Source organism: Persicitalea jodogahamensis, assembly GCF_014651615.1.
Lineage (GTDB): Bacteria > Bacteroidota > Bacteroidia > Cytophagales > Spirosomataceae > Persicitalea > Persicitalea jodogahamensis.
The window spans coordinates 688705-715696 of record NZ_BMXF01000002.1 but is presented as its reverse complement, the minus strand read 5'-3'; the positions used below and the strand labels follow the sequence as shown (position 1 = coordinate 715696).

The 26992-nt window shown below is 51.6% G+C and carries 26 protein-coding genes; 16 read left to right on the top strand and 10 right to left on the bottom strand.

The genetic code is table 11. From position 1 onward, the window contains the following. Window positions 1–15: 15 nt before the first annotated feature. Window positions 16–3195 (bottom strand): S41 family peptidase, encoded by a 3180-nt coding sequence (locus IE117_RS13205; RefSeq protein ID WP_189564911.1) that lies wholly within the window; start codon window positions 3193–3195, stop codon window positions 16–18. Window positions 3196–3426: 231 nt separating this feature from the next. Between IE117_RS13205 and IE117_RS13200 the strand changes: the two genes are divergently transcribed. After that, a complete protein-coding gene (locus tag IE117_RS13200; protein ID WP_189564910.1) occupies window positions 3427–3873 on the top strand; it encodes a peptidylprolyl isomerase in 447 nt (148 codons plus the stop codon). Window positions 3874–3979: 106 nt separating this feature from the next. On the opposite strand, the gene IE117_RS13195 is transcribed toward IE117_RS13200, so the two are convergent. Then, complete coding sequence (locus tag IE117_RS13195; RefSeq protein ID WP_189565374.1) at window positions 3980–5599, bottom strand: sodium/sugar symporter; 1620 nt, start codon at window positions 5597–5599, stop codon at window positions 3980–3982. Window positions 5600–5709: 110 nt separating this feature from the next. Further along, window positions 5710–6540: a hypothetical protein gene (locus tag IE117_RS13190; protein ID WP_189564909.1), complete on the bottom strand. Its 831-nt coding sequence runs from the start codon at window positions 6538–6540 to the stop codon at window positions 5710–5712. A gap of 114 nt (window positions 6541–6654) precedes the next feature. On the opposite strand from IE117_RS13190, the gene IE117_RS13185 reads away from it, so the two are divergent. From IE117_RS13185 to IE117_RS13175, 3 genes are all read left to right on the top strand, one after another. Continuing rightward, window positions 6655–7614: an NAD(P)/FAD-dependent oxidoreductase gene (locus tag IE117_RS13185; protein WP_189564908.1), complete on the top strand. Its 960-nt coding sequence runs from the start codon at window positions 6655–6657 to the stop codon at window positions 7612–7614. 130 nt (window positions 7615–7744) lie between these two features. Next, window positions 7745–7972, top strand: coding sequence for a DUF2683 family protein (locus tag IE117_RS13180; RefSeq protein WP_189564907.1), 228 nt, complete (start codon window positions 7745–7747; stop codon window positions 7970–7972). Further along, window positions 7972–8238, top strand: a complete 267-nt coding sequence (locus tag IE117_RS13175; protein ID WP_189564906.1) for a Txe/YoeB family addiction module toxin — start codon at window positions 7972–7974, stop codon at window positions 8236–8238. The genes IE117_RS13180 and IE117_RS13175 overlap by 1 nt, the downstream gene beginning before the upstream one ends. A gap of 21 nt (window positions 8239–8259) precedes the next feature. Here the strand turns inward: IE117_RS13175 and IE117_RS13170 are convergent, their stop codons facing one another. Both IE117_RS13170 and IE117_RS13165 read right to left on the bottom strand, forming a co-directional pair. Further along, window positions 8260–9387 (bottom strand): PepSY-associated TM helix domain-containing protein, encoded by a 1128-nt coding sequence (locus IE117_RS13170; protein ID WP_189564905.1) that lies wholly within the window; start codon window positions 9385–9387, stop codon window positions 8260–8262. A gap of 191 nt (window positions 9388–9578) precedes the next feature. Then, complete coding sequence (locus tag IE117_RS13165; RefSeq protein WP_189564904.1) at window positions 9579–11579, bottom strand: glycoside hydrolase family 97 protein; 2001 nt, start codon at window positions 11577–11579, stop codon at window positions 9579–9581. A gap of 42 nt (window positions 11580–11621) precedes the next feature. On the opposite strand from IE117_RS13165, the gene IE117_RS13160 reads away from it, so the two are divergent. From IE117_RS13160 to IE117_RS13150, 3 genes are all read left to right on the top strand, one after another. Further along, window positions 11622–11768 carry a hypothetical protein gene (locus tag IE117_RS13160; protein WP_189564903.1) on the top strand — a complete coding sequence of 49 codons (147 nt, stop codon included), beginning with the start codon at window positions 11622–11624 and terminating at the stop codon, window positions 11766–11768. Window positions 11769–12094: 326 nt separating this feature from the next. Then, a complete protein-coding gene (locus IE117_RS13155) occupies window positions 12095–12304 on the top strand; it encodes a hypothetical protein (RefSeq protein ID WP_189564902.1) in 210 nt (69 codons plus the stop codon). Beyond that, window positions 12294–12569 carry a type II toxin-antitoxin system RelE family toxin gene (locus IE117_RS13150; protein WP_189564901.1) on the top strand — a complete coding sequence of 92 codons (276 nt, stop codon included), beginning with the start codon at window positions 12294–12296 and terminating at the stop codon, window positions 12567–12569. Before IE117_RS13155 ends, IE117_RS13150 begins: the two co-directional genes overlap by 11 nt. 14 nt (window positions 12570–12583) lie before the next feature. On the opposite strand, the gene IE117_RS13145 is transcribed toward IE117_RS13150, so the two are convergent. The 3 genes from IE117_RS13145 to purH form a co-directional block, all read right to left on the bottom strand. After that, window positions 12584–13099 (bottom strand): GNAT family N-acetyltransferase, encoded by a 516-nt coding sequence (locus tag IE117_RS13145; RefSeq protein WP_229580832.1) that lies wholly within the window; start codon window positions 13097–13099, stop codon window positions 12584–12586. Between the two features lie 92 nt (window positions 13100–13191). Next, complete coding sequence (locus IE117_RS13140) at window positions 13192–13839, bottom strand: hypothetical protein (RefSeq protein ID WP_189564900.1); 648 nt, start codon at window positions 13837–13839, stop codon at window positions 13192–13194. A gap of 212 nt (window positions 13840–14051) precedes the next feature. After that, entirely contained in the window at window positions 14052–15587 is a 1536-nt protein-coding gene (gene purH, locus IE117_RS13135; RefSeq protein ID WP_189564899.1) for a bifunctional phosphoribosylaminoimidazolecarboxamide formyltransferase/IMP cyclohydrolase, read from the bottom strand. A 155-nt stretch (window positions 15588–15742) separates the two neighbouring features. On the opposite strand from purH, the gene IE117_RS13130 reads away from it, so the two are divergent. After that, complete coding sequence (locus IE117_RS13130) at window positions 15743–17134, top strand: cytochrome P450 (protein ID WP_189564898.1); 1392 nt, start codon at window positions 15743–15745, stop codon at window positions 17132–17134. Window positions 17135–17194: 60 nt separating this feature from the next. On the opposite strand, the gene mnmH is transcribed toward IE117_RS13130, so the two are convergent. Together mnmH and IE117_RS13120 are read right to left on the bottom strand one after the other, a co-directional pair. Next, window positions 17195–18217, bottom strand: coding sequence for a tRNA 2-selenouridine(34) synthase MnmH (gene mnmH / locus IE117_RS13125; protein ID WP_189564897.1), 1023 nt, complete (start codon window positions 18215–18217; stop codon window positions 17195–17197). Between the two features lie 110 nt (window positions 18218–18327). Continuing rightward, on the bottom strand, window positions 18328–19047 hold the full coding sequence (locus IE117_RS13120; RefSeq protein ID WP_189564896.1) for a pyridoxine 5'-phosphate synthase: 720 nt from the start codon (window positions 19045–19047) through the stop codon (window positions 18328–18330). Between the two features lie 163 nt (window positions 19048–19210). Between IE117_RS13120 and IE117_RS13115 the strand changes: the two genes are divergently transcribed. The 8 genes from IE117_RS13115 to IE117_RS13080 all read left to right on the top strand — a co-directional run bounded on the left by IE117_RS13115 (window position 19211) and on the right by IE117_RS13080 (window position 26961). After that, a complete protein-coding gene (locus IE117_RS13115) occupies window positions 19211–19663 on the top strand; it encodes a GatB/YqeY domain-containing protein (protein ID WP_189564895.1) in 453 nt (150 codons plus the stop codon). Continuing rightward, entirely contained in the window at window positions 19660–20223 is a 564-nt protein-coding gene (locus IE117_RS13110) for a CvpA family protein (protein ID WP_189564894.1), read from the top strand. Before IE117_RS13115 ends, IE117_RS13110 begins: the two co-directional genes overlap by 4 nt. Window positions 20224–20268: 45 nt before the next feature. Continuing rightward, entirely contained in the window at window positions 20269–21309 is a 1041-nt protein-coding gene (gene rlmN / locus IE117_RS13105) for a dual-specificity RNA methyltransferase RlmN (protein ID WP_189564893.1), read from the top strand. Between the two features lie 121 nt (window positions 21310–21430). After that, a complete protein-coding gene (locus IE117_RS13100) occupies window positions 21431–21799 on the top strand; it encodes a four helix bundle protein (protein WP_189564892.1) in 369 nt (122 codons plus the stop codon). Window positions 21800–21982: 183 nt separating this feature from the next. Next, window positions 21983–23404, top strand: a complete 1422-nt coding sequence (locus tag IE117_RS13095) for an inorganic phosphate transporter (protein WP_189564891.1) — start codon at window positions 21983–21985, stop codon at window positions 23402–23404. Between the two features lie 209 nt (window positions 23405–23613). Then, a complete protein-coding gene (gene nadA, locus IE117_RS13090; protein WP_189564890.1) occupies window positions 23614–24609 on the top strand; it encodes a quinolinate synthase NadA in 996 nt (331 codons plus the stop codon). A 49-nt stretch (window positions 24610–24658) separates the two neighbouring features. After that, window positions 24659–25120, top strand: coding sequence for a hypothetical protein (locus tag IE117_RS13085; protein WP_189564889.1), 462 nt, complete (start codon window positions 24659–24661; stop codon window positions 25118–25120). Between the two features lie 182 nt (window positions 25121–25302). Continuing rightward, window positions 25303–26961 (top strand): M28 family metallopeptidase, encoded by a 1659-nt coding sequence (locus IE117_RS13080; RefSeq protein WP_189564888.1) that lies wholly within the window; start codon window positions 25303–25305, stop codon window positions 26959–26961. Window positions 26962–26992 lie beyond the last annotated feature (31 nt).

Sequence of the window (26992 nt, the reverse complement as noted above, 5' to 3'; positions counted from 1 at the left end):
GTAAAAAGCCGATGCCTATTTCAACTCCCCCATAATCTCCGCGATCGCCCGGTCGAGTTGCGGGTCCTCGTCGGCAAGCCGCTGGACGAAAGTTTGTTTGACGTAAATATCGGGCTTGACGCCCTCTTTTTCGATGTCGTCGCCATCGAGGGTGTAGCATCCCCAAGATGGAAGCCGGAAAAAGGACCCATCCACCAGCCCCTTGCCGGAAGTGAAAATAATCCAGCGGTAGGTTTCAGTACCGATGACCTTGCCCAATTTCAGAGCTTTGAAGCCTGTGGCGGTCATTTCGGCATCGGAGAGCGATTGCTCGTTTATGAGCATCACGATGGGTTTGGCAGCCACCCCAAAGTTAGGTTGCAGCGTGAACGCTCCTCCCCGGTACTTCCATTTCAGGTAGGGTTTCTGGGACAAGAATTGAAGTACCAGATCGTGGACGTTGCCGCCCGTGTTGTAGCGCAAATCTAAAATAAGAGCCTCCTTGTTATACCAGTCGCGGGTCATGTCTTTCACAAAATCTTCGTACTCGCCCATGCCCATGTTCTTCATGTGGACATAGGCGATGCGGTTCTTGCTTTTCTCGTCCACATACCGCTGATTCCAGTCCTGCCACTCATCGTAAAGATTTCCACTCAATGAGCTTTGCGGATGAAGCCTCACGGTGTAGTTGGTATCAGCCCCGGCCCGTCGGAAGGTCAGCTTCATTTCGTCATCTCGGGAAGGCTTGGTAAAGTAGTAGTCCCGGTTGCGCGTCGTATCCACGGTTTCGCCGTTCACTTCCAGTAACAGGTCGCCGGGTTTCACGCTCTTTTTTTCTTTATCCAGCGCACTGCGCTTCACGATTCGCGCCACGCGATACGGCTGAGCTGGATCGAAAAGCAGGCCACTTTCCATGGTGGCATTTTCATAAAAGACTTCTTCCTCATCGCCGCGGGTGTAGAAGCCCAGGTGCGAGGCATTCAGCTCGCCCAGCATATCGTTGAACAGGGTGCGAAAATCCTCGCGATCGGTGAGATAAGGCAGGTACTTTGCGTAATTGTCGCGCATGGCCTGCCAGTCGGTGCCGTGAAAATCGCCGCTGTAAAAATTTTCCTCCACGCCCGCCCAAGCCTCGTAGTACATCTGCCGGAACTCATCTTTCAGATTTTTGCGGAAGGTGTAATCGACGGCAATATCTTTGGTTTTGCCGCCTTCGAGGTCAAGCGTGCGGATGACGCCCCCCGCAAGCAGATAGTACGACTTATCGGCCCGCACCAGGTCGTAAGAAGAAATCCCGTCCGCCACTTTCTCAGTTTTGGGTTCCTCGAACGGTTCCAGGGTCGTGCGCCACAGGGCTTCCTTGCCTTCCTCGTGGTTCGAAACGTACAAGATGTACGTCTTGTCGTCTTTCTGAACCACAGCAACATTTTCCTGCGCCCCAAAATCCGGCCCGATTTGTTCGAGCCGCTCCATAATGTCCACCGTATCCAACGCCATCGTCACGAAAGGCTTCTCGTCCTCTTTCTTCGTATCCTTATTTTCTTTTTTCTTCTTCCCTTTCCCCTTTTCGTCTTCTTCTTTTTTGTCGTCCTTCTTATCTTCTTTTTCAAATAGTTTTTCAAACTCCTCCCCCCGGAACGGTTCGTCCATTTTGGTCAGCGGAAGGCGGTAAATCTTGGTTTTATCCGAACCGAAAGGGTAGTTTGGCTTCAACAAATCCGAAACAAAATACAGGTACTTCCCATCGGGCGACCAGGTCGGCTCGCCCTCCGACACGCCTGATTTGGTCAGGTTGATGAGCTTTTTATCCTTGATGTGATAGAGGTAAATCTCCCGTTCGAAATCGCGGTGAGCCGTGAAGGCAATGTACTCACCATTGGCGGAAAAGCTTGGGACATCATTCTGGAATGCCCAGAGTTCTTCGTTGGCTACGGTGGTACTTATCAGGGTCTTGAGATCCATTAAACGCACCTCATTCCGTCCGCTTAAGTACACAGCCTGGGTTAGCTTGTCGTTAAGCGTGAGGTGGCGGTTTCCTTGCTGGTCGGTAGTAATCTGCTTTTCCTGCCCTTTTCCATCGGCGGTTTGCGTAAACCAGTTGGCGTAGCCATTCACGGTTTGGCTGTACAGTAGCGTGAGACTGTCGGCCAGCCACTTTACTTCCAATACCCGCTCTTCGGGGCGGGTATTGAGTTGCTGAACGAATTTCCCCTCCTTGTCCGATACGAACAGCGCCCCGCGCGAAACAAAGGCCAGTTTCTTATTGTCAGGTGCGACATCGAAGGCAGAAATTTTACTCTTTACGTCAAAATCCTGCAATTTGGGCAATGTCAGGTTTTGGGGTAGAACAAGGGGGACAAGAGTTGATTGCTTGGTAGCGACATCGTACTGCCAGAGTTGGTAACCTTTCTCAAAAACTACCTTCCGGCCATCGGCACTTACCTGCGGGTGTTTGATCGCTTCGGGAAAATGGGTAAGCGGCGTTTTTTTGCCCTCTTTAAAAGTATAGAGGTTGTACTGCCCGTTGCCTTCATCCGAAACAAAATAGACGGTTCCAGAGCGGTCAATGGTGGCCCACATATCTTTACCAAGGTAGTCGGTCAGGCGTTTATAGGCTTTGGTTTTGGGATTATAATATTGAATATCAGGATTAAATTCCCCCTTGTAGCCTTTGCGCGTGGCTTGGTTATCGCTCTCCCAGGTATCGTTGAAGTAAAGGTCGCCGTTGGGAGCTTCGGCCACACTGTGGATGCGGTTGAAGTAGTGTCCGAACATCCGCCTGGGGGTACCACCGTCGAGCGCCACGGTGTAGGTAGTACCGCCATTCTGCTGGCCCGACTCGAAATATATCGTTTCGGAATCCCACGACCAGCTTTCTACCTGGTCGGAGCTGCTGTGGTAGGTCAGCTGCCGGATTGGTCCGCCGTTCAGGGGCATTACATACACATCGTCGTTACCGCCTTCGGTGGCCGAAAACGCCAGCCATTGTCCGTCGGGCGATACACGCGGTCGGGTTTCGGCGCCCTGCATGGCAGTGAGGCGCGTGGCGTTGCCGCCACTGACGGGTACTTTCCAAAGGTCCGACTCGTAGCTGAAAATGATGGTACCGCCATCTGGCGTGAGCGTGGGAAAAGAAGTAAAATAGACGTTGGAGGTCTGGGCGAAACTGGAAGCAGCCAACAGCATGGCCACCAAAAGCGTAAAAATAAGTTTCATGAAGTATGAAGGAATGAAGGTTTTCAATTCGCCCCCAATTTAGCCAATGATTTCTAACACAAACACCTTGTCAGTCTGAGTGAAGTCAGCTTTGTCAGTCTGAGCGAAGTCAGCTTTGTCAGTCTGAGCGAAGTCGAAGACCGCCCCCAATTTAGCCAATCGACTTTAAAACCCGCGTGGCTCGTCGTACCTTTGCAGATTAATGTATGTTTTAACCGAAAAAAATTAAATATGACTAAGGCAGAAATGGTGACCGATAAAGGGACGATGCAGATCGAATTTTATGACGACGATGCCCCAAAAGCGGTTCAGAATTTTGTAAATCTATCTAAAAAAGGCTTCTACGACGGCCTGACTTTCCACCGCGTGATCCCAAATTTCATGATTCAGGGTGGAGACCCTGAAGGTACGGGCCGCGGCGGCCCCGGCTACAAGATCGATTGTGAACTGGACGGCGAGAAGCAGTATCACGATCGGGGGGTACTTTCGATGGCTCACGCCGGACGTAATACGGGTGGCTCGCAGTTTTTCATCTGCCACAGCCGCGACAATACCGCCCACCTCGACCGCAACCACACCTGCTTCGGCAAGGTAGTAGAGGGGCTAGAAGTAATCGACGCCATCCGGCAGGGTGACAAGATTCAGAAGATCACGATTCAGGAAGAGGCAATAGCGTAAAGGTTCAGCATGGCTCGTTCCTGAGTAAATAAAAAGCCGCCCGATTCTTCGGGCGGCTTTTTTCGGTTAAACCGCTATCTGGATAGTTGCAGGGATCATTCTCTCCCTACCAGAAATAGGCGTACAAGAATGTGATGATCGCAATGACTACCAACGCGCCAATTGTAAACGAGCGGTGCGTTTTGAACATGGAGACGTCGATTTCGAGCCCCTTGTTCTGGCCAGGTGCCACGAAGCCAAGAACTACCATTACTGTAACGCAAATCAGGAACACGACCCCCATGCGGTCGAGGAAAGGAACCGTTTCCCAACCCGTGAAGGGTGGGAAGCCGTTGTGCATGGCCAGCGCGATCAGGAAGCCGCCCACTATGGCGAAGAGTGCCCCGGCGGAGTTGGTGCGTTTCCAGAAGAAGCCCATGACAAAAGCGGCGAAGATACCGGGCGAAAGCAGTCCGGTCATTTCCTGAATGAACTGAAAGCCGCCCTTCTTGTCGATACCCATGTAAGGAGCCACCACGATGGCTAATACCATCGCGACTACTACCACGATGCGTCCCGTGCGCACAAGCTGTGCTTCGGACTTGTTCTTTCCGATGTAGTTTTTGAAAATATCGAGCGTAAAAATCGTCGAGATACTATTTGCTTTTCCAGCCAGCGACGCCACGACTGCCGCCGTCAGAGCAGCAAAAGAAAGTCCTTTCAGTCCCACGGGCAACAGGTTCAGCAGTACCGGATAAGCTTTGTCGGGCAGTAGCATGCCGTCGGGTCCCAGCATCTCAGTCTGGAACATTCCCCGGCTGTAGAGCGAGTAGGCCGCGATACCGGGAAGTACCACGATCACGGGCATGAGTAGTTTCAGGCCAGCTGCGAAAAGGATACCATTCCGGGCAGTTTTGAGGTCGGCGCCGAGTGCGCGTTGCGTGATGTACTGATTACAACCCCAGTAGTTGAGGTTCACGATCCACATCCCCCCGATCAGTACCGTGAGACCGGGTAGTTGCGAGTAAAACGGATTGCCTTTCTCGAAAATCATGTGAAAATGGTCGTCGTGATTTTGGGTCATGGCTTTGAAACCCTCGATCATCCCCTGTCGTCCGGCATCGTCGGACACCAGGTTGAGCGCCAGGTAGGTGGTGGCCAGACCGCCCAGTATCAGGAAAAAGACCTGGATTACGTCGGTGTAGCCGATTACTTTCATCCCGCCCAGCGTGATGACAATGGCGAAAATGGCCAGCGTCCACATGCAGAAATCAAAATCCAGGCCGGAGATACCGGAAACGGCCAGCGCTCCAAGATACAGAATGGAGGTCAGGTTGACCAGAATATACAAAGCCAGCCAGAAAATGGCCATGATCAGACTGACGCTCTTGTTATACCGCTGTTCGAGAAACTGCGGCATGGTGAATATGCGGTTCTTGAGATAAATGGGCATGAAGAACACCGCGACGATAATCAGCGTGGCGGCAGCCATCCATTCATAGGTCGAAATCGCCAGACCCATCGAAAAGCCGTTACCCGACATGCCGATGAACTGCTCGGCGGAAATGTTGGAAGCGATCAGCGACGCGCCAATGGCCCACCAGGTCAGGGAACCTTCCGCCAGGAAGAAATCGGTAGTGGAAGCGGCTTCGGATTTTTTGCGATGGTAGATCCAGTATCCGTAGCCCGCAACGATTATGAAGTAGAAGAAAAAGACAACATAATCGAGCGTTTGTAATTGTTGCATCATCAGGTAGGGTTAAAGTGAAAGCAAATGGAAGGTGTCTCTTTTTAAGCGAGGGCGAAAGTACGTTTTTTGTGAAAATAATGCACGATTTTGGGCTTATCCTGCAAAAATCAATGCAATGGATAAAACGAAGGCGGTACGTGCTGCTGTGATTCTCCGGCTTTTTTCAGATTGGCATAGGTCTTTGTGAAATCGCCCCCTTCCCGCAATGTATCCAGCAAGGCATGGATGCTTCCCGGTCCAGTGAGCAGCAGCCAATAAGACACCTCCATGCCCGCCGACATATAAGCCAGCATCACGTGGCGTTGCCCCCCTCCGAAAAAACCTCGTATCGTTTTCAGATCCTTCAATTCCAGCACTTCCTGTGCCCCGTGGGTCAGGTACAGCCATTCGTCTTTGTAGCTGAGGTAGCGCTTCATCGGCTCCGATTCCTGAACGAAACGGCGGTCAAGCATCAGAGCCAGTCCTTCGTTGAACCATTGCGGAATTTGGGTGGTAGTTTTCCACCAGCCCAATCTTGTAAAAAGCTCGTCGTGGCACATTTCATGGCTGACCACGTCCACATTCAGGCCGTAGGGATTCAACACGATATAGGAATCGCCCCAGGGTGTCCCCAAACTACACCCTGCCCCCTCGTTGCTGTGGCAGTACTTCTGGTATTCAACGGGGTTACTGCACAAAATAATGGTAGCCTCCCCTACCGATTTACCCCAAAAACTGCCAATCCGTTGCCGTGCTTTCTCGATGGCTTCGTACATTCGCTGTCGCTGCACTACATTGATTTCCGCACTCACATACAGTTTCCGGTTCACCTCATCAAAATCCGAATAGGGAACCACCTGGCAATAAAATATGTGAGAGTACAAAAAGTAATAACTCACAACGGCCACGAAAGTACCTAGTAAAAGGAGTTTCAGAACTTTGAATAAACGGGAAACCAAGGAGGAGAAGTTTTTCAACAATGCGGATCATTTCTTGTTGAAGGTAAAAGTAATAAGTAGCTGTCTGCTGTCGGCCAATGGCTCGCGGCTTTTTTCAAATTAAAAATGAAGTAAATGAATTCATGCATTATTATCGGCGCTGGCATGGCCGGATTATCTGCCGCACACGAACTCGCCAAACACAGTTGGGAAGTCACGCTGCTTGACAAAGGACGGGGTGTCGGCGGCCGCATGGCGACGCGTCGTATCGACAATACCCGCGCCGACCACGGTGCGCAGTACTTCTCGGTGCGTACGCCCGAGTTTCGTCAGTTAATCGAAAGGCTGGAAGCAGAAGGAATCGTCGAAGCCTGGGATTTGGAGGAGGCGGGTATTGAGCACCCCCGCTACTTTGGTACTAACGGCATGAGTACAATTCCCAAGTACCTGGCCAAAGATCTGAATATAAAATTGCAGGAGCGCGCTACTTTGATCGAAAGCGAGGAAAAGGGTTGCCAAGTGACGACCGAAGCCGGAAGCACTTATTCGGCGGATGCGGTCATCCTCACCATTCCCGCCCCGCAAGCAGCCATTTTACTGCAAGACAGCCAACTACCCCTGAATGAAGCCGGTGAACATGCCTTTGCTGCCATTGTATATCAGCCTTGCCTGGCCGTTTTGGCTTTACTGAAAGAACCAAGCAAAGTACCCGCACCCGGCCTGGTGAAGTTTGAAGAGGGCGATATTGCCACCGTGACCGACAACCAGCAGAAGGGCATTGCGCCCGAGCAACCCACCGTTACCATCCACGCCTCGCCGGAATTCAGCTTGGCTAATCTGGAAGGCGATTTGAAACAAGCCGGACAAAAACTACTGGATCAACTTACCGACTGGATTCCCGCCGAAAATGTTGGGGAATACCAGGTCCATCGCTGGCGGTACAGTTTGGCCGACATGCGCTCCCCGGAGCCTTTCGCAGCTTTGAACACGCCTTTCCCGCTGCTCATGGGTGGTGACGGTTTCGGTATGGGTAACGTGGAGGGTGCTTTTCAATCTGGTTTGCAGATGGCACGATTCCTGGAAAGTTCAATTTGACCGCCAGGGCATGAAGCCGTGTGAATTCGATTTGGAAAGTTCGATACGGAACTTTGTTGGCGCGAGAACGGTAAATGTTGAAAGACGGCACTTTTGTTAGAGAAATATCAATCTATTTTCACATAAAATTATGAAACAGGTAACGCTCAATATCCGTGAAAATCGATATTCCTTTTTCATGCAACTAGTTCAGGCACTCGATTTTGTTCAGATTGCCGATGAACAGCATGACGCAAATCCTGGTGATTCATACAATCCTGATTTTGTTGCCAAGATTAAACAGAGCCAACAGGAATTCAAAGACGGCAATTTCACCAGTGTTCAAAAGGAAGATCTGAAAGAGTTTCTGGGATTGTAATGGCTTATCGTTTAGATTTTTCAGAACAAGCCAGAAAAGATATTTCTTACCATCGAAAAGCCGGGAACAGAGCCGTTTTGAAAAAATTGCTCACGCTTTTGGAGGAAATAGCGGATCATCCATTCGAGGGAACAGGCAAGCCCGAAATTCTGAGACATGACTTATCTGGCTGTTGGTCAAGGAGAATAAATAAAGAACATCGTCTTGTTTACGAGGTCTTTGAGAATCATATTCGAATTTTGTCGGCAAGAGGTCACTATAAGTAGATGATTACTTGGCCCTCCTGACTACGCCATCCGCGCTGCCTTCGCTTTCTGCTTTGGAAAATTTCGCTTTTTCCACCAAATCACGAACCCCGTAATGGTCATGATGCCCAGGCCGATACCGCCCAGCGCGTAAAATAGCTGGATAACGATTCCGCCATAATGCCCGAAGTGGACTTGCTCCATGAAGGCTTCGGCATTGGCTTCGAAGTCCCGGTCTTCGGCATGTTCTACTTTTACGACCTCGCCACTGGCGGGATTGATTTCTACCGACGAGGTGTACACGCCCAGCAAGCGATTGCTCTCGGGGCGCGTTCCGGCGATAACTACATTTCCGTCGGCAGCTTTGGGATACCTGATCTGGGCGGGCGTGAAATCAGAAATGGACTTCTCGGCAATCTGCAGACCACGAACCAGCGAAAGCTGCGTGTAGTCGGGCGCAGCGGGTTCGACTTGGGGCTCTTCGGCACGGGCCGCTGCGGGGGCTTCCTTGGGCTCAAACATCCGCTCCACCTTTTCCCAGTGCATAAAACTACCCGTCACGGCCATCAACAGCAGGAAAATAAAACTCAGCACGCCCGTCAGCTTGTGCAGATCAGAATTGACAAGATAGGTGTTTCGGTTCCGCACGCCAATTTTAAATACCGAAAACAAAGATTTTCGGTAGTACCAAACTCCGGTAACTACCATCAAAATCAAGGCAATGCCGACAACCAGTAAAATAGCGTGGCCGGTTTGTCCTAGTGTCAGGTGTTCATGAACGTGAAGAATTACCTTCATAAATGTTTCGTTGGGCTCGCGCTTGCCTAGCACGGCTCCGGTAGCAGGATTCTGATACACCCACCAGTTTTTGTCGCCCAGCCGCAGTTGCGTCATTGGAGCCCGGTCGGGTTCACCGGGATAAAGCAACGTGCTGCTCAGCGAAGCATCAGGAAGTTGCTGGACGAGCGATTGTATCAGCGCATCGGTGGATAGCCGCTGGCCTTCTGGATTGACCTTCACCATGTCGGCGTTGGTGGCGGTGTCGATTTCATCGTTAAAAACCAGCATTGCTCCCGTAATGCTGAGCATCAAAATGAAAAGCCCGGCAATGAGGCCACACCATTTGTGGATGGCATACACGAGGTTATCGAAATCAGAAGTCTTGGCCATTTATTTAATGGAGAATTGATGATGGATGGTTGATACTGTTAGGCAATCCGAAATTTTAATCCCAATACTGGCGGATCAAACTCTTGTTCACAAGCTGGCATCTGCCGCTTAAAGGCGCAAAAATAGGGAATGATTCATCCGGTCAAAGGATTTGAGCGATCATAGTCAGAATCTTCTGAATTATAGGAAAATTATTCTCCAACTCTAACAAAATGAACCACCTGGCCACCGCCAGCAGCCAGGATAGCTTCTAGAGAATCAGCGGCAGTCAGGACTTTTTCCGAAATAGCCAGGTGATTGGGATCTTTGCTGACATCCGCCGCGTCGGCGTAGATCTTCGCCTTGTATTTCCCCTTCCCTAAAAACGCCAGCGGAATGCTGATTTTCCGGGCGGTGCTGCTGTTAATGGTACCCATGTACCAGTCCGTGCCGCTGCGCCGGGCGGTCGTGGCAAATTTGTCAAGTTCCGCCGCCGGGACTTTGGTTTCGTCCCAGGTGGTGGGTATTTTTTTCAGAAAATCAAAGCCGGGTTGACCCAGGTACGCCTCAGGGTAGTCGGCCACCATTGTCAGGTAGCTTTCCAGCACCACATACATTGCCAGCATGTGGGCGCGGGTGCTACCCATGAGCGGACGGGTATACTGCGTCTTGAAATCGCCCGGTGGCACAGCCCGGAAGCCACCCAGGTGATAGTCAGTCGGTCCGGCCAGGCCCCGCGTGAAGGGAATGTCGAGGTCGTGGTCGGCGCTCAGGGCGCGGGGATTCCATTTGTTGGTTTCGTAGTTGAGGGTACCTTCGCGGGTTAGTTCGTTGGGATAAGTACGGCTTAGACCCGTGGGTTTGAACGACCCGTGAAACTGAATGAACAGTTTGTGCCGGGCTGCTGCCAGCAGAATTTCCTCCTGAATTTTGACCATCTCCTGATCGTCGCGATCCATGAAATCGACCATCATTCCCTTGATGCCCCACTTCTCGAATTGCGTGAAAGCTTCTTCCAACTGCCGGTGAATGGCATACCAGTGCACCCACACATGAATGCCCACCCCGCGCTCCTTGGCGTAGTCACACACCTTTTGCATATCCAGCGTCGGGACGGTTTTGGTCACGTCGGTATTTTTACCCACGGCTCCGTAACCCGCCGCGTCGCTCACGTACCAGGGAAAGCCCCCGTAGCCGATCACGGAATGGTAGCCGATGCCATTATCGGCGCAGAAGTCGATGTAGTACTTATTAGTTTCGAAGTTGATGCCCGGCGCGAAGGTCGTGTCGGGCGTGATGTCGCCATTCCACCAGTGGAAAGATGTTTTACCCGGTTTCAGCCAGGAAAAATCCTGCTTGATTTTTGAGTTGCAGAGCGAGGTGATCGTAGTAGACTCCATCAAATCGCCGATGCGGTCGCTGATGAGCATCACCCGCCACGGACTTTGGTGCGGCAGGTTGGCCTTCACTTTTATCCCGGATTCACCAGGCAGCGGCGATAGCTGGGTCGTGAGGTAGCCGTCTTTTTTCTTTAAGTACATTCCGGCGTAGTCCCGCAAATTGGCCTCGGTAATGGCCATGTACACCTTGTTCGGAAACTCGAACAGGGCGGGCATATCCATGAGCGTGTCATTTTTGACTTCACTCAGCGGCATTTTCTGGTAGTAGCCTTCGTGCGACGTGTTGTAAGTACCAAACTGCAAAGCCCGTACTTTCGGATTGCCTTGAATGTTGAAGGTACTTTTTTCATCCGTCAACTCGTAGGCGGCCCAGCTACTCTGCACGGGAAATTCGTAGCGAAAAGCCACCGCATCGTTGAACATCCGCACGACCAGATTCACTTGTCGCGAAGTTGTCCGCTCCGTCAGCGGAATCGAAACCGCCTTGCTGTAGCTGTACACGTATCCGGTTTTTCCAACGACCAGGTCGTAGTTTTCTTCGGCGTTGAAGTAGTCGGGTGTCCCTACTTTCAGCCGATTGCCGAACGCTCCGCCCTCAACGAAATTCAGCCCCAAACTCGACTCACCGATGAGTTCGGTGCCTTTGTAATTGACTTTGTAGGTCGGCGTATCACGATTTATCTGGAAAGTAAAGGTCAGGTTGCCGTTGGGAGACTTTATGGTAATGTCTTTTTGGGCGAAAGTGGGGATTAAGGAGGAAAGGAGGAGGGAGAAAAGGAGCAGTCGGGAAAGAAGGTACTTGGAAAAATGCATCAGTGGTGGGCTAGAATTGAAAAATTGCTCAAAACTACACCAATGAAACAGATATCCCAGTGCCGGAAGCAGGGGCTGGACGTAATTATTCCGTCAATCTGTCAGGCGCATGACGACGGAAAATGTGTTTTGCCCACGCTGCACGTCGATCACGTTGAAAGGCGATTTTTCGGAAGCAGCGGCAAATAAGGCCATCCATAAGATTGTGAAACCTACGACTTTATCCCAACAACCACTTAGATACTGGTTGAAAATCATAATGCACTGGCGATGATCAGATTTGGTCATAAAAGTGGCTATTTCCTATCAGCCATCGACATTTGAGTTCTTTGCTGTAGTTATCTACTCCTAGCCGTAGATTAGCTCAACCCCTTCCGCATCACCAAAAACGCCAAATCCATCTTCGGCTCCCCGAAGCGCGGGTCGTTTGTGGACGAGAGCCGGATTCCGCAAATAAGTGTATTTTTGACTAAATTTGTTTTCTTCGTTTCAAAGCAAACTAGAAAGATAACGACATGAACACCACCGACATCCGACAGGGCCTAAGCTACGTGACCAATAGCCAAGGACAGAAAACCGCGATTCAACTGGATTTGACCAACGAGGCCGTTCAGGAAATTGTGGAAGACCTCATTGACACGTTGGACGCAGCGGAGCGGCGAGACGAGCCGACCCGTCCTTTTGAGGAAGTGAAGCAGGAAATACTGCGCAGCCGTGGCGTATAAAGTCGTTATCACGGATTCTGCCGAGCGGGAGTTGAAACGACTTCCTGCCAAAATGCAGGATCGTATTTTTGAGAAAATCGAAAATCTGGCCGAAGAGCCAAAGCCACCGGGGCATAAAAAGCTTAAAAATTACACCCTGCGGGGAATCGACGCCGATGATTATTTTCGTATCCGAGTGGGTGATTACAGAGTTATCTATTCGATTGAAAACGAACAGATCACAATTTTTATCCTGAAAATTGCCCATCGGAAGGACGTCTACTGAACTAGGTTAGTTTTTCACAACCCCTTCCGCATCACCACAAATTCCAAATTCGTCTTCGGCTCCCCAAAGCGTGGGTCGTTCATCGGAAAAGGCCGCGTTTCGCCCGTGAGTGCAAAACCGCGCCGCTCGTACCACGCAATGAGTTCGGCGCGCTGGGAAATCACGGTCATTTCCACAGCGATGCAGCCGAGGGTATGGGCGTAGTTTTCGGCTTCCTGCAAGAGTTTTTTGCCAATACCCCGCGCCTGGATTTCCGGCGAAACGGTCAACATACCGAGGTACATCAGGTCGGCTTTCTTTTCGAGATAAACGCAGCCAATGAGCACGTCAGTCGCCTCGTCGCGGTGGATCAGGATGGTCGAGTCGGGCTTGGCGATGGTTTCGGCCAGGCTTGCCTCGCTAGTGCGAATGCCGCCGAGCAGGTCGGCTTCGGTCGTCCAGCCTTTGCGGGAGCTATCGCCGCGGTAGGCGCTGTTGATGAGTTGGGTAAGTTCCGGTAGGTCGGTGGTGGTAGCGGGCAGAAGTGACAAGGGAGTAGAGGCGATTGAGTGAATACAGAACGCTAAGATGCAAATGTATTCACTCAATCGGGAAATCACCACGGTCGATCCTGGATTAGAATTCAGGATTTGAAAGCCGTAATCTCAACACCGTAAAAATTCCAGGTAGATGTAGGCTTGTTGGGTTGCCAAGTGGGCCGTAGCAGCAAAAACTGGTTACGGATGGGGCTGGGAGAAACAAAGAATTGCAGAACTTTATTCCCTTTCTGGCTACTGCTGAAAGAATGATCGACGGTAGTAAGTACACCATTCATATACCCTACCAATGTCAGATTCCACTGCTCGGGCGGGCCACTCAGGTTGGGAAGGTTGATAAAGAACTCTACCAGGTAGGCGGTCTTGGTATCCTCCGTTTCAAACTCCACCTGCACCGATCCATCGGAACCCAGCCATTGCCCGTTCTGCTGCTGGGAACCGAAAAGGACCATGTTGTTATTGTTCCCGGCGGAACTTTCCGTGAGTACCATACTCGCCTGAAAAAAACTCAGGTGTGACTTCAGCTTGCCTTGTGGAGTGCCGGGCGTGAGCGAGATGCCCTGATTGACGAAGACCAGCGGGCCTTTAAGAACATCCTTCGCTGCGACGGCGTACTTTTTAACGACTGAGGAGCGGGTTGACACGCCGCCTGGGTAAGGTTTGGGCAAGGTAGCAAGCCCGATGTCTTTCAGAAGGATTGTTTTTGGATCGTCTGCTTTTTCCTGCGTTTCCATAGGTTTGAGAGTTTAGTGAATAGGGATTGGCCAACGGCAAGCTGTTCGCTGATGGCGAAGACAAAAATAATTTTCTACTCCCCAAACATTACTACCGCTCAATAAGTAATCCACTAGCAATCAATACGTAAACAAAAAAACCTCTTCACGAAGAAGAGGTTTTTAGAATCTATATCGGATAGGTGCTTTCGTTTTGTGGCTTTGCGCTTTTTTTAGTGCTTAAAATGCCTCACCCCCGTTGTCACCATCGCCACGCCGTTCGCGTCGCAGTAGGCGATGGAGTCCTTATCGCGGATGGAGCCGCCGGGCTGCACGACGGCCGTGATGCCCGCTTCTTTGGCAATCTCGACGCAGTCGGGGAAAGGAAAAAAGGCATCGGAAGCCATTACCGCACCTTGCAGGTCGAAGCCAAAAGCGGCAGCTTTGTCGATTGCCTGGCGCAAGGCATCCACGCGGGAAGTCTGGCCCGTGCCACTGGCGAGGAGCTGGTTTTCTTTGGCCAGCACGATGGTGTTTGACTTGGTGTGTTTACAGACCTTCAGCGCGAATTCCAGAGCGGTTAGTTCGGCTTCGGTCGGCTCTTTTTCCGTGACGGTTGTCATGTCGTCGGCAGTCTCTGTCACGTTATCCTTATCCTGTTGAAGTACCCCGTTCAGGATAGTCTTAAACATCTCGCCGGGCAGCGTGAGCGGCTTCCTTTTTAGCAGAATTCGGTTTTTCTTGGATTGCAGGATTTGCAGCGCGTCTTCCGAGTAGGCGGGCGCAATCAGGATTTCCATGAAAAGTTTGTTCAATTCCTCGGCCGTTTCGGCGTCCACGTTGGTGTTGGTGATAATCACACCGCCAAAGGCCGAGACCGGATCGCAGGCCAGGGCGTTGACGTAGGCTTCGCGGGCCGTATCGGCCGTCGCGATGCCGCAGGCATTGGTATGCTTGATAATGGCGAACGTCGGCCCGGCATCCTGGAATTCGTCGATCAGGCCCACGCAGGCGTCGACATCCACGAGGTTATTATAGGAAAGTTCTTTGCCGTGTAGTTTGACAAACATGGCGTCGAGATCACCGTAGAAAGTAGCGTTCTGGTGCGGATTTTCGCCGTAACGCAACGTTTGGGAAGGTAGTTTTTCAAAATCCCGCACGCTATCAAGTACCGCCGATTCGCCCTCCAAAAACCAGCGGTTAATGGCTGTATCATAATGCGACGACACACCAAAGGCCGCCGCCGCGTACCGCCGGCGATCAGCCAGGTCGGTTCTACCTTCTTTCTGGGTCAATAAATTCAGGGTATCGGCGTATTGCTCACGCGAGGAAACGATGAGCGTATCCTTAAAATTCTTGGCCGCGGCCCGAATGAGCGCAATGCCGCCGATGTCGATTTTCTCAATAATCTCGGCGGGCTTGGCACCCGACGCCACGGTTTCCTCGAAAGGATAAAGATCCACGACGACCATATCCAAAGCCGGAATGTCGTATTCCGCCGCCTGCGCCTGATCGCTTTCATCGTCGCGGCGGTAGAGAATCCCCCCGAACACGACCGGGTGCAAGGTCTTGACCCGCCCGCCAAAAATGGACGGGTAACCCGTCAGACTTTCCACCGCCGTCACCGGAAGGCCGAGTTCTTCGAGGTAGGTCTGCGTGCCGCCCGTCGAGTAGAGCTTGACGTCGTTCTTGTGCAAAAGCCGCACGAGTGGTTCGAGACCTTCTTTAGAATAGACAGAAATGAGGGCGGAAGAGATTTTTTTGTGCATTGTTATTCAATGGAAAATGAAAAATGGACGATGGATAATTACTTTCTCGGTTAAGAAACTCCTAGTTTTGGTACTGGACACGGTCCAACAACTTGGAGTTGACTATCCATTTTTAAAGTTTCAAATATAGGGCAAACCAAACGATATTATCTGCTATGCAAACTTCAATCGTTCCCCCGCAGACTGCGCCGCGCCACCGTGGCTGGCCTTTGGTTGGCAGTACTTATCCCTTTATCAACGATCCGTTGGGGTTTATGCTGCGATTACAGGAACAGCACGAGCGGCTTTCGGTGGTAAACGTATTGCGACGGGATTTGACTATTCTGCAAACGGCTGAGGACGTGAAGTACGTGTTGCAGGAAAACAACCGCAACTACCACAAAAGCGAGGCCTATAAGATCCTGGCCACCTTCCTGGGCAATGGTCTGCTGACGAGCGAGGAGGATTTCTGGCGGCGGCAGCGGAAGCTGGCCCAGCCCGCTTTTTACAAACAAAGGCTGGCCCTGATGACCGATATGATGGCGCAGGAAACCGAGGCTTTGGTCGACGACTGGAAAAAGCATGATGCTGCCCAGCCCCGGGATATCAGTAAAGATATGCTACGGCTCACGCTCAACATCGTGACCAAAGCATTATTCAGCACCGATGTAGGCGATCGCGTGGCGGGTATCTCCGCCGCGCTCGACGATATCATGCATTTCGCCGACCAAACCCTGAAAAGCTTCATTCGGCTTCCCCTCAAGTACCCCACGCCCCGGAATGTAAAGTTTCAGTCGGCAGTCAGGAAGGTAGAAGAAGTAATTTATGGAATTATCAACGGCCGCCGGGCCGAAATCCAGCGCAATCCGGACGCCAGTTATGACGATCTGCTGGATATGCTGATGCGGACCCGCGACGAGGAAACGGGCGAAACCATGTCCGACGGCCAACTACGCGACGAAGTGACGACCATTTTCATGGCGGGTCACGAAACTACCGCCAACGCGCTGTCGTGGGCACTGTATTTACTGGCAAAGCATCCGGAAGTCGCGCAGAGGATCAGGGAAGAGAGTAAGGAAGTTTTAGCAAAAAAAGGTACTTCAACTTTCGAAAAGGCGCGCGAACTAGGTTACACGATGCAGGTAGTTCAGGAGGTATTACGCCTGTACCCGCCCGCCTGGGTCATCAGTCGCCGATCACTGGCCGAAGATAAAATCGGTCCCTATGCTTTTCCGGCGGACTCTTACTTTTTGATTAGTCCTTACACGCTACACCGTCGCACTGAGTACTGGAATGAACCGGAGGTTTTTAATCCCGACCGCTTTTCGGAGGAAAATTCCAAAGACCGCCCGACCTACGCCTACCTGCCTTTCGGCGGCGGACCGAGGCTGTGCATCGGCAATAATTTTGCGTTGCTGGAAATGCAGCTGATACTGGCAATTCTGCTGCGGGATTTTGAGGTGGAGTTGCTTTCTCCGAACCAAAATATCGAACCGGAGCCGATGGTGACACTGCGCCCAAAAGGTGGGGTGAATCTTGGGGTAAAAAGGTCAACGGTGGAGGGTTAATGGCTCCGTTGCAACCTATAAGGCACATAATAGCTTATCGAGGACAATGATTTTTGCCTCTTAACCATTTACCGTTACTCCCGAAAGAAGCTGTTCCGCCAGCTTCGCCGGATTATCTTCCGTAGTTTCCTCTACATGAATCACGTTCCGCCCCCCCACACCATATTGGTAGGTCTTATCGTAGTAGGTAAGGGTAATGTCGGCGACGCTGGCAAAATCTTTTTGGTCCAGGGCAGCGATGGCAGCTTTGTGATGCTGACCGCCGAGCCGTTTTTTGATGCGGTCGGTAGCTTCATAAAGCAGATTTATATCAAAACAGGCGTATTCGCGCACTAGCCTTTCGATCCTGGTGGCCTTGTCCATATCCACCAAAACGAGCGGGGCATTTTGCATCTGTGTCCAGACATCCTGCGGAATCAGGCACCGACCGACAGTGCGGCTCTCATCTTCCACCCACACCCGGCGCGCGGGGTCAAGCTGCCGCCACTGGTTATAAATTCTATTCTCAAAATGTTCGGAACTCGGTTGTGGTAGTTGGCCAATGGCTCCGTAAGACGAACCTTTGTGGTGCGCCAGCCCTTCCAGGTCAATGACTTGTTCGCCCAATTCCCGTAGTTGGTGCAGAATTTCGGTTTTTCCGCTGCCTGTTTTACCCCCCAGAATGATAATGTTCTGGGGAATCACAAATCCGGAAAGTACCTCGTTCCGAAAAGCCTTATAGCCTCCCACCAGGATACTTACCTTCATCCCGGCGGTTTCGAGCAGCCAGCCAAACGAACCGCTGCGCATTCCGCCCCGCCAGCAATGGACCAGAATTTCTTTTTCGGGAGCAAGTATTTTCGAGGACCGCACGAAATCTGCCATCTTCGGGCCGACCAATTCCAGCCCCAAAAGCAACGCATCATCCTGACTGACCTGCTTGTAAGCGGTCCCGACCTGCGCCCTTTCCTCATTGCTGAACAAAGGAATGTTCACCGCCCCCGGAATGTGTCCCTGCGCAAACTCCCCCGGCGAACGCACATCCACGACGGGTAGTTTTTCGGCTTTTTGCAGGAAAGCGGAGGGAGGAAGAAGAGTGGGCATATTTAATTGCGAATTAGTGAATGTCGGAATATATGAATATTCTTCTGCCAGAACGTAGACTGCTGAGTCGATGGAAATATTCTGACATTCGCTGATTCCGACATTCCAAATTAAACATCAAGCTCTCGTAAGTACATCTGAATGGTATTTTCCAAACCGAAATAAAGTGCGTCGGAAATGAGGGCGTGGCCGATGGAAACTTCATCGAGCCAGGGAATGCTTTTTTGTAAAAAGCGTAGGTTGTCCAGGCTCAGGTCATGGCCCGCGTTCAGGCCCAGGCCCACGCGGCGGGCTGCTTCGGCAGCTTTGACAAAGGGAGCGACGGCCTTTTCTTTATTCTCGAAATAGTGCTCGGCGTAGGGTTCGGTATATAGCTCCACACGATCGGCCCCGCAGGCTTTGGCGCCCTCGACCATGCGCTCATCGGCATCCACAAAGACGGAGACGCGAATGTTAGCGGCCTTGAATTCGGCGATGAGGTCCGTCAGTCTGTCTTTGTTTTTGATCGTATCCCAGCCCGCGTTGGAGGTGATGGCCCCGAGCGCGTCCGGCACCAGCGTCACCTGGTCGGGGTAGTTGGCCAGGACTAAATCCACAAACTTCCGTTCAGAGGGATTTCCTTCGATGTTGAATTCCGTCGTGACGACCTTCCTTAAATCATAAACATCCTGATAGCGGATGTGGCGCTCGTCGGGACGCGGGTGTACCGTAATCCCTTCGGCGCCGAAGCGCTCACAGTCGAGCGCGACTTTAACGACGTTGGGGTTATCACCGCCACGCGAATTGCGCAAGGTGGCGATTTTATTGATGTTGACGCTTAGGCGGGTCATGGGTGGGGAAATGCTTAGTGTTTGTACCTTTGTGGCAAAGTTACGGGTATCGAACGTGAGTTGCCCGGAAAATGTTCTGGTACTCGGTTCATGCCCCATTTATTATTTGAACCCTTTATTTTAACGCTTTACATAAACGGGCAAGCTGCCCGTACCACTCTCTATGTCATTAAAAAGCAAAGTTGAATCGAATATCAAAGACGCCATGCGGGCGAAGGACCAGGATAAGTTGCGCGCTTTGCGGGCCATCAAGTCGCTGATTCTTTTGGAAGAAACCAGTGGCAACAGCACGGGCGATTTGTCGGAAGACGAAGAACTAAAACTACTCACCAAAGCGGCCAAACAACGTCGCGAAGCAGCGGAGATTTTTCACGCACAGGGCCGTGAGGATCTGGCCGCCAAGGAAGAAGCCGAGCTGGTTTTCATCGAAGAATTCATGCCCCGGCAATTGACGGAGGAGGAGGTTAAAGCCAAACTGGAAACTATCATTGCACAGGTGGGTGCTTCCAGTCCGGCGGATATGGGCAAGGTCATGGGCGTGGCAACCAAGGAATTGGCCGGACAGGCGGATGGCAAAGTCGTAGCGGGTCTGGTCAGGAGTTTGCTGGCCAAGTGAAACTACTCGATCTCTTGTTGTTGATTCCTCTTTTGTGGGGAGCAGTAAACGGATATCGGAAAGGTTTGCTCGTGGAAATCGTGGGCGTGGTGGCTTTTGTGGTCGCCATGATCGTGGGATTCAAGTTTTTGGGTTTGGGGATGGAAATTCTCGAACCGCATGTAGGTCATACGGTAGCACGGCGTATTTTACCATTTATAGGGTTTTCGGTAATTTTCTTTCCTACCGTTTTTCTTTTAAATCAATTTGGTTATTCCATCCGGCGATCGTTAAAGTACTCCTTACTAGGTACTTTTGACAGCCTGGCCGGTGCGGCGGTAGGCTTGTTTACCTGGGTGTTTGGAGCGAGTGTTTTCTTTTGGCTGCTAAGTACCATGGGCGTCGATATACCTCCGCACCGCGTCGAAGGGACTTATATTTATCCTTACATCGTTCCGGTAGCACCCGTTGTCATTACCAAAGCCGTCGAATGGCTGCCGGCCGGCAGCGAACTGATTCGGGATTGGAAGCGGGAATACCTGGATGGGGAAAAAGAACCCGAAAGTGAAAACTTCGAGTAAGGGTACCCTAACGAACCACAATTTGATCTTATACAACTTTATTCAATGATTCAGGCCAAGACTGACATACGGAAACTTTCCCTCGACCAACTAAAAAGCTGGCTGGCCGAGCGCGGGGAGGCGGGCTTTCGGGCGAAACAGATCCACGAATGGTTGTGGAAGAAATCGGCGCGCTCTTTTGCCGAGATGACCAGCCTGTCGGTACCCTTGCGGGAACTGATGGATCAGCATTTTGCCATCAACGCCCTCACGACCGATAATCAGCAACACAGCAATGATGGCACCGTCAAATCGGCCTTCCGGCTGCACGATGCGCATTTGGTGGAAGGGGTACTTATTCCGGCCACCGACCGCATGACCGCCTGCGTGAGCAGTCAGGTGGGCTGTTCGCTGAGCTGCACCTTCTGCGCCACCGGCTATATGGATCGCAAGCGCAACCTGGACGCGGGCGAGATTTACGATCAGGTAGTGGAAATCGCCCGGCAAGCCGAGCGCAAATTTCAGGCACCGCTTACCAACATTGTGTACATGGGAATGGGAGAGCCGCTGCTCAACTACGCCAATGTGATGCAATCCATCGAGCACATTACCTCGCCGTTGGGCCTGGGGATGTCGCCGAAGCGTATTACCGTTTCAACGGCCGGCATTGCCAAGATGATTAAAAAACTAGGCGACGACGAGGTGCGTTTCCGGTTGGCGCTCTCACTTCATGCCGCCAACGACGAAAAGCGCAACCGAATCATGCCCATCAACGAGTCCAACTCGCTGGATAATCTGGCCGAGGCCCTCAATCATTTCTATAAAAAAACCGGAAACCGCATCACCTTCGAGTACATCGTTTTCAACAACTTTAACGATTCGCTCGACGACGCCAAGGAGCTTTGGGAATTCACCAAGCGCGTTCCGGCCCGCGTCAATATCATCGAGTATAACCCCATCGCCGAAGCCGATTTCCGTAATACCGAAGCCGACAAACTCGACCGCTTTGCGGGTTTCCTGGAAAATCGCGGCGTCACCGTCAGCGTGAGGCGCAGCCGGGGAAAGGACATCGATGCCGCCTGCGGGCAGTTGGCTAATAAAGGGTAGTTTTTAAGTTCCTGAGTTCCAAAGTCCGCCACCGGGTGCTGCGGCTGAGTTCCTGAGTTTTATTATCTGACGAGAAAGCGAAGCCGATTATCCATTTCCCTCAGGAGCACCTGACTTTATTATGGCTGGATTCAATACCTATCGAGAAACGATTGTTTGGCAAAAGGCGATGGCCTTTGTAACAGCTATCTATAAAATAACTAGTTCGTTCCCAACATCCGAGCAGTTTACTTTGACTTCCCAGATGCGTCGCTCCGCCATCTCGATACCAAGCAATGTAGCAGAGGGTTTTGGTCGCAGAAGTACCGGGGATTTTGTTCGCTTCTTACAAATCTCAACGGGTTCACTCTACGAACTGCAAACGCAAGTCGAAATTGCGTTTAACCTACAATATGTATCCAAGGAAGACTATGATTCTTTGTTTTCGCAGAGTCGGGAAATTGAAAGATTGCTTTCTAGCTTAATTCAAAAACTCAAAGAAAAGCTATGAATTAAGGCGAAGCTCGCTTTGGTACTTTGGCACTTTGGTACTAAGCCGGGCGCCCGGTGGCGAACTGTGGAACTCTCCTTCTTAACAATTTCTTAACATACCACCCCCACAAACATTCCTTACTTTTGCGGCATTGAATATCAGCCAAAAGGCTGATTTACATTCACTGATCCTACTTGCCGTATGTTTGGTTTAGAGACCGACATTTTCCTGCTTCTGGCCTTTTGCCTGTTTGCTGCCTGCGCTTTCGAATTTGTTAATGGATTTCACGACACGGCCAACGCCGTGGCTACCGTTATTTACACCAATGCCCTCAAACCCAATACCGCCGTCGTGTGGTCGGGCTTTTGCAATTTTCTGGGTGTGTTTTTTGGAGGCATAGCTGTGGCAATGGGCATTTTGAACCTTTTGCCTACCGAACTACTCATTGATCAGAACGTCTACCATAGTATAGCGATGGTGCTGGCATTACTGTTCAGTGCCATTGTCTGGAATCTTGGCACCTGGTACTTTGGGCTTCCCAGTTCCAGCTCGCATACGCTGATCGGCTCTATTCTGGGCGTTGGCTTAGCCTTCACCTTTATGCCGGAAAACACCCGTGGTACGGGCGTCAATACCTCCAAAGCCGTCGACATTTTTATTTCCCTTTTGGCTTCACCCCTGTTCGGCTTTTCACTGGCGGTAGTGCTGATGTTTATTTTGAGAAAAACATTGGACAAACCTTTGCAGAAACTGGTGTTCAGTGAACCTAAGAAAAATCAGCCCCCGCCCACCTGGATTCGGGCAATTCTGATCGCCACCTGTACGATGGTCAGCTTTTTCCACGGTTCCAACGATGGACAAAAAGGCGTAGGCTTGATTATGCTGATCCTGATCGGCATCACACCCTCCTACTTTGCGTTGAACAACGATCTCAACCCAATGATGATTCGGGATAATATCACCCAGATTGAAACAATAGTAAATAAAGTAAACCCCAGAGTATTGTCTTCCCAGAACCAGACCGAACTGGCCGAGACCAAACGTGAAATTGCTTCGCTGCAAAACCAGCTCAGCAAGCCACTTGTGGATAACACTTTTCCGAAAGGTGAACGCCTGATCGCCCGCCGCTCAATTCTTTTAATTGACCGCAATGTAAAGGATTTGCTCAATAGCAAAAATGTCAACATCAGCCTGGCTGACGCCGCTGTGCTCAGAACGCAAATCAGCGAAAATACGGGCATCCGTCGCTTTACCGACTACGCCCCCGACTGGGTGATTCTGATGATTTCACTCTCGCTGGGCCTGGGTACGATGGTCGGCTGGAAACGCATCGTGGTCACGATTGGTGAGAAAATCGGTAAGCAGCACCTCACCTACGCTCAGGGCGCTTCGGCGGAGTTGGTGGCGGCAAGTACCATCGGGGCATCGTCTTGGCTGGGGCTCCCCGTAAGTACCACCCACGTACTTTCATCGGGTATCGCGGGTACGATGGTCGCCAACAAAGGCATCAAAAACTTACAGGGTGGCACCGTGCGCAACATCGCCATTGCCTGGATACTGACCCTTCCCGTGACGATGATCTTGTCCGCCACGCTGTATTACTTCTTCCGCTGGGTGTTCTGATCTCCCCGACAAAACCTTTGACGCTAAGCGCCGAAACTGTTATTCTCCCGCTCCGGGGTACTAATGGTTTCGGCTTTTTAATAGGCTTTCGTCAAGATTTTAGGATTATTTGTACCTTGGAACCAAGAACGGGCCTTTTGAGGTAGTTTTTGCTTTTTTTAGTTCTGAGAAAGTGTCTCAGAACAGATATTCTTGAATTCAAAAAAACGATGACCGATATTCTTGAACAAGTTTCCCGCTATGGCTATGTGAATGAAGCCGTGGCCGACGACATTGATTTAATCTCAGAAATAAACCGCCTGAAGAAGGAGAAAAATGCCGTGATTCTCGCCCACTATTATGTGGACGGCGCCATTCAGGATCTGGCCGATTACATCGGAGACAGCCTTGGCCTTTCACAGCAAGCCGCCGCCACCGAGGCCGACATGATCGTCTTCTGCGGGGTACATTTCATGGGCGAAACCGCCAAGGTGCTCAGTCCACACAAGAAGGTCGTTATTCCCGATCTGAACGCGGGCTGCTCCCTCGCTGACTCGGCTCCCGCCGACAAATTCGCCGAGTTTAAGGCCCGGCACCCTGACCACATCGTGATCAGCTATATCAACTGTTCCGCCGAGATCAAGGCCCTGACCGACATCGTGTGTACGTCGTCCAACGCGCTGCACATCGTGAACAGCCTGCCCAAAGACCAGAAAATTATCTTTGCTCCCGACGCGAATCTGGGCCGCTACGTGTCCAAGAAAACGGGCCGCGACATGGTACTTTGGGATGGTGCCTGTATCGTCCACATCGATATTTCGCGCGAAAAACTTCAAAAGCTGCGGGAGGAAAATCCCGATGCCCTGCTCATCGCGCACCCCGAGTGCAAGGAAGACGTACTGATGCAAGCCGATTTCGTAAGTTCAACTACGGGTTTGCTGAAATTTGTGCAGGAAAACGACGCCGACAAATTCATCGTCGCTACCGAAGCGGGTATTCTGCACAAAATGAAGCAGTCGGTTCCGCACAAGAAACTCCTTCCTGCCCCGGCTACCGACAACAATACCTGCGCCTGTTCGGAATGCCCGTACATGAAAATGAACACCCTGGAAAAAGTGTATAATGCGCTCCTGTACGAACAGCCGGAAATCATTGTGCCGGAAGCTATTCGCGTAAAAGCCTATGATTCCGTTGCAAGAATGCTGGAATTGAGCAAAGGGATATAAATGTGGTACGGGCCGCTGGCCCGTGAAGACCAAATCAAAAGCAGCCAGCATGAAATACAAAGTCCTGCTGTTTGTTTCTTTGCTTCTAACCGCTTGTCACCGCCCCGCCGACGACGTTTGGGAAGCAAAAGCGCGTTTACTGGCCGTTGATCGCTGGCAGCTCGAACAAATCGCGATGGACGAAGTGCCCGTTTTCAAGGACGGCAAACACATCCCGCACCTCAGCGGGGCCAGGTTCGACCGCCACATGGATTGGGTATCCTTTAAGTCCGATGGTAGTTTTGAGGGGCACTTTGTGGGCGACGATACGACGCAGCACTACCAGTGGAAAGTGTACGTACCGACGAAGGTGATCGCCCTACGCGACTCCGCTACCGGCACGGGCGGCTGGAACATCTACCCGCGTAATGTGTACGAGGATGCCTTCGAGATGGAAACCCGCAGCACGATCTACGACCCGCCGAGAGTGACGAAGCTGACTTTGCGCTATTCAGTTTTGAGAAGCGAATAATCTGGTTTTCAGTATTTTTTCCTACATTTCGTCACATGCTGAGTGTCCGAAGTGGGTGCGCCATTCTGTCAAAGACAGTTCTCGACCGTCATAAGTAGTTAAGATCACCTATCCTCACGCTTTTGGGTAAATCAGCTTATTCATTCTCCGGTACTTCCTCCCATCAACATACCCTGTCCTCCATGAAATTAGCCGTCCCCATTTTATCCGTTCTGGCTCTGGGCCTGCTCGCCGCCTGTACTTCAACGCCCGAATCTACTGTCGATTACGACGATGGCTTAGCGGCTTTCAGCGCCGACAGTCTCAAAAAGCATGTGGCCGTACTGGCATCGGACGAATTCATGGGCCGGATGCCTTTTACCGAAGGCGAAACCAAAACCATTGAGTACCTGCAGGCGCAATACAAGGCCGTCGGGCTGGAACCCGGCAATGGCGACAGCTATTTGCAGGAAGTACCTATGGTGAATATCGAGGCCACGGCAGCGCCCGCGATGCAGGCGCAAACGCCGCAGGGTACTTTGACCCTAAAAGCCTTCGATGATTATGTGATCTGGACCGACCGCACCGAACCAGATATTTCGCTCGATAAGGCCGAACTGGTATTTGCGGGCTACGGGGTAGTTGCGCCCGAGTACAACTGGAACGACTACGCCGGGCTGGATGTAAAAGGAAAAGTAGTACTGGTGATGGTCAACGATCCCGGCTTTTGGGCGGGAGATACGACTTTGTTCAAAGGCAAAGAAATGACGTACAACGGCCGCTGGACGTATAAGTTTGAGGAGGCGGCCCGGCAGGGAGCCAAAGGCTGCCTGATCATCCACCGCACCGACGCGGCAGGGTATCCTTTCGCTGTGCAGCAGAACAATTTCAATACCTCGCGCCTGCAACTCGACAATCGGGGCAAGGATATTCCCAACTGCGACGTCATCGGTTGGGTGCCGGAGTCTGTAGCGATGAAGCTTTTGCAGGCGGCGGGCAAGGACGAAAGCCTGATCAAGCAAGCCGACCAGAAAGGATTCAAGGCCGTGCCGCTGGATGTGACATTGAGCACGACCATGCAGGTGAAAACTACCTACAACAAAACGCACAATGTCATCGGCAAAATTGTCGGCACCGAGCGCCCCGATGAGGTGATCATCTACACTGCCCACTGGGATCACCTGGGCGTGGGTACTCCCGACGCTACGGGCGACTCGATCTACAACGGGGCACTCGACAACGCCACGGGTACCGCCGGACTGCTGGAACTGGCCCGTGCCTTCAAAAGCCTGAAGACCCCACCCGCCCGGACGATTGTGTTTCTGTCGGTTACCGCCGAGGAACAGGGATTATGGGGCTCGGCGTATTACGCCCAAAATCCGATCTACCCGGTCAAAAGTACCGTTGCCAATATCAATATGGACGGACTGAATCGCTTCGGCGCTACCAAAGATATGGTGCTGGTGGGCGAAGGGCAGTCGGAGCTGGAAGACTACACGCGAGAATTGATCGAAAAAGAGGGCGGGTACATTTCCCCCGTAACGCACCCCGAAGCGGGTTACTACTACCGCTCCGACCATTTCAATTTTGCCAAAGTAGGTATCCCCGCCCTGTACCTGGAAAGCGGCGCGGACGTCATCGGAAAAGGAAAAGCCTACGGGCAGAAATTGCAGGACGAATACACCGCCAACGACTACCACAAACCCTCGGACGAATACGATGCCGCGACCTGGACGATGGAAGGCGCGATCAGTGAATTGAAACTACTGTTTCAGGTAGGGAAGCGCCTGGCCTTTGAAGAAAAATGGCCGCAATGGAAAGAAGGGTCGGAGTTTAAGGCAATTCGGGAGGCGCGGGAGTAATAGTAGGCTTCGTATCAACAGTCTTCACAAC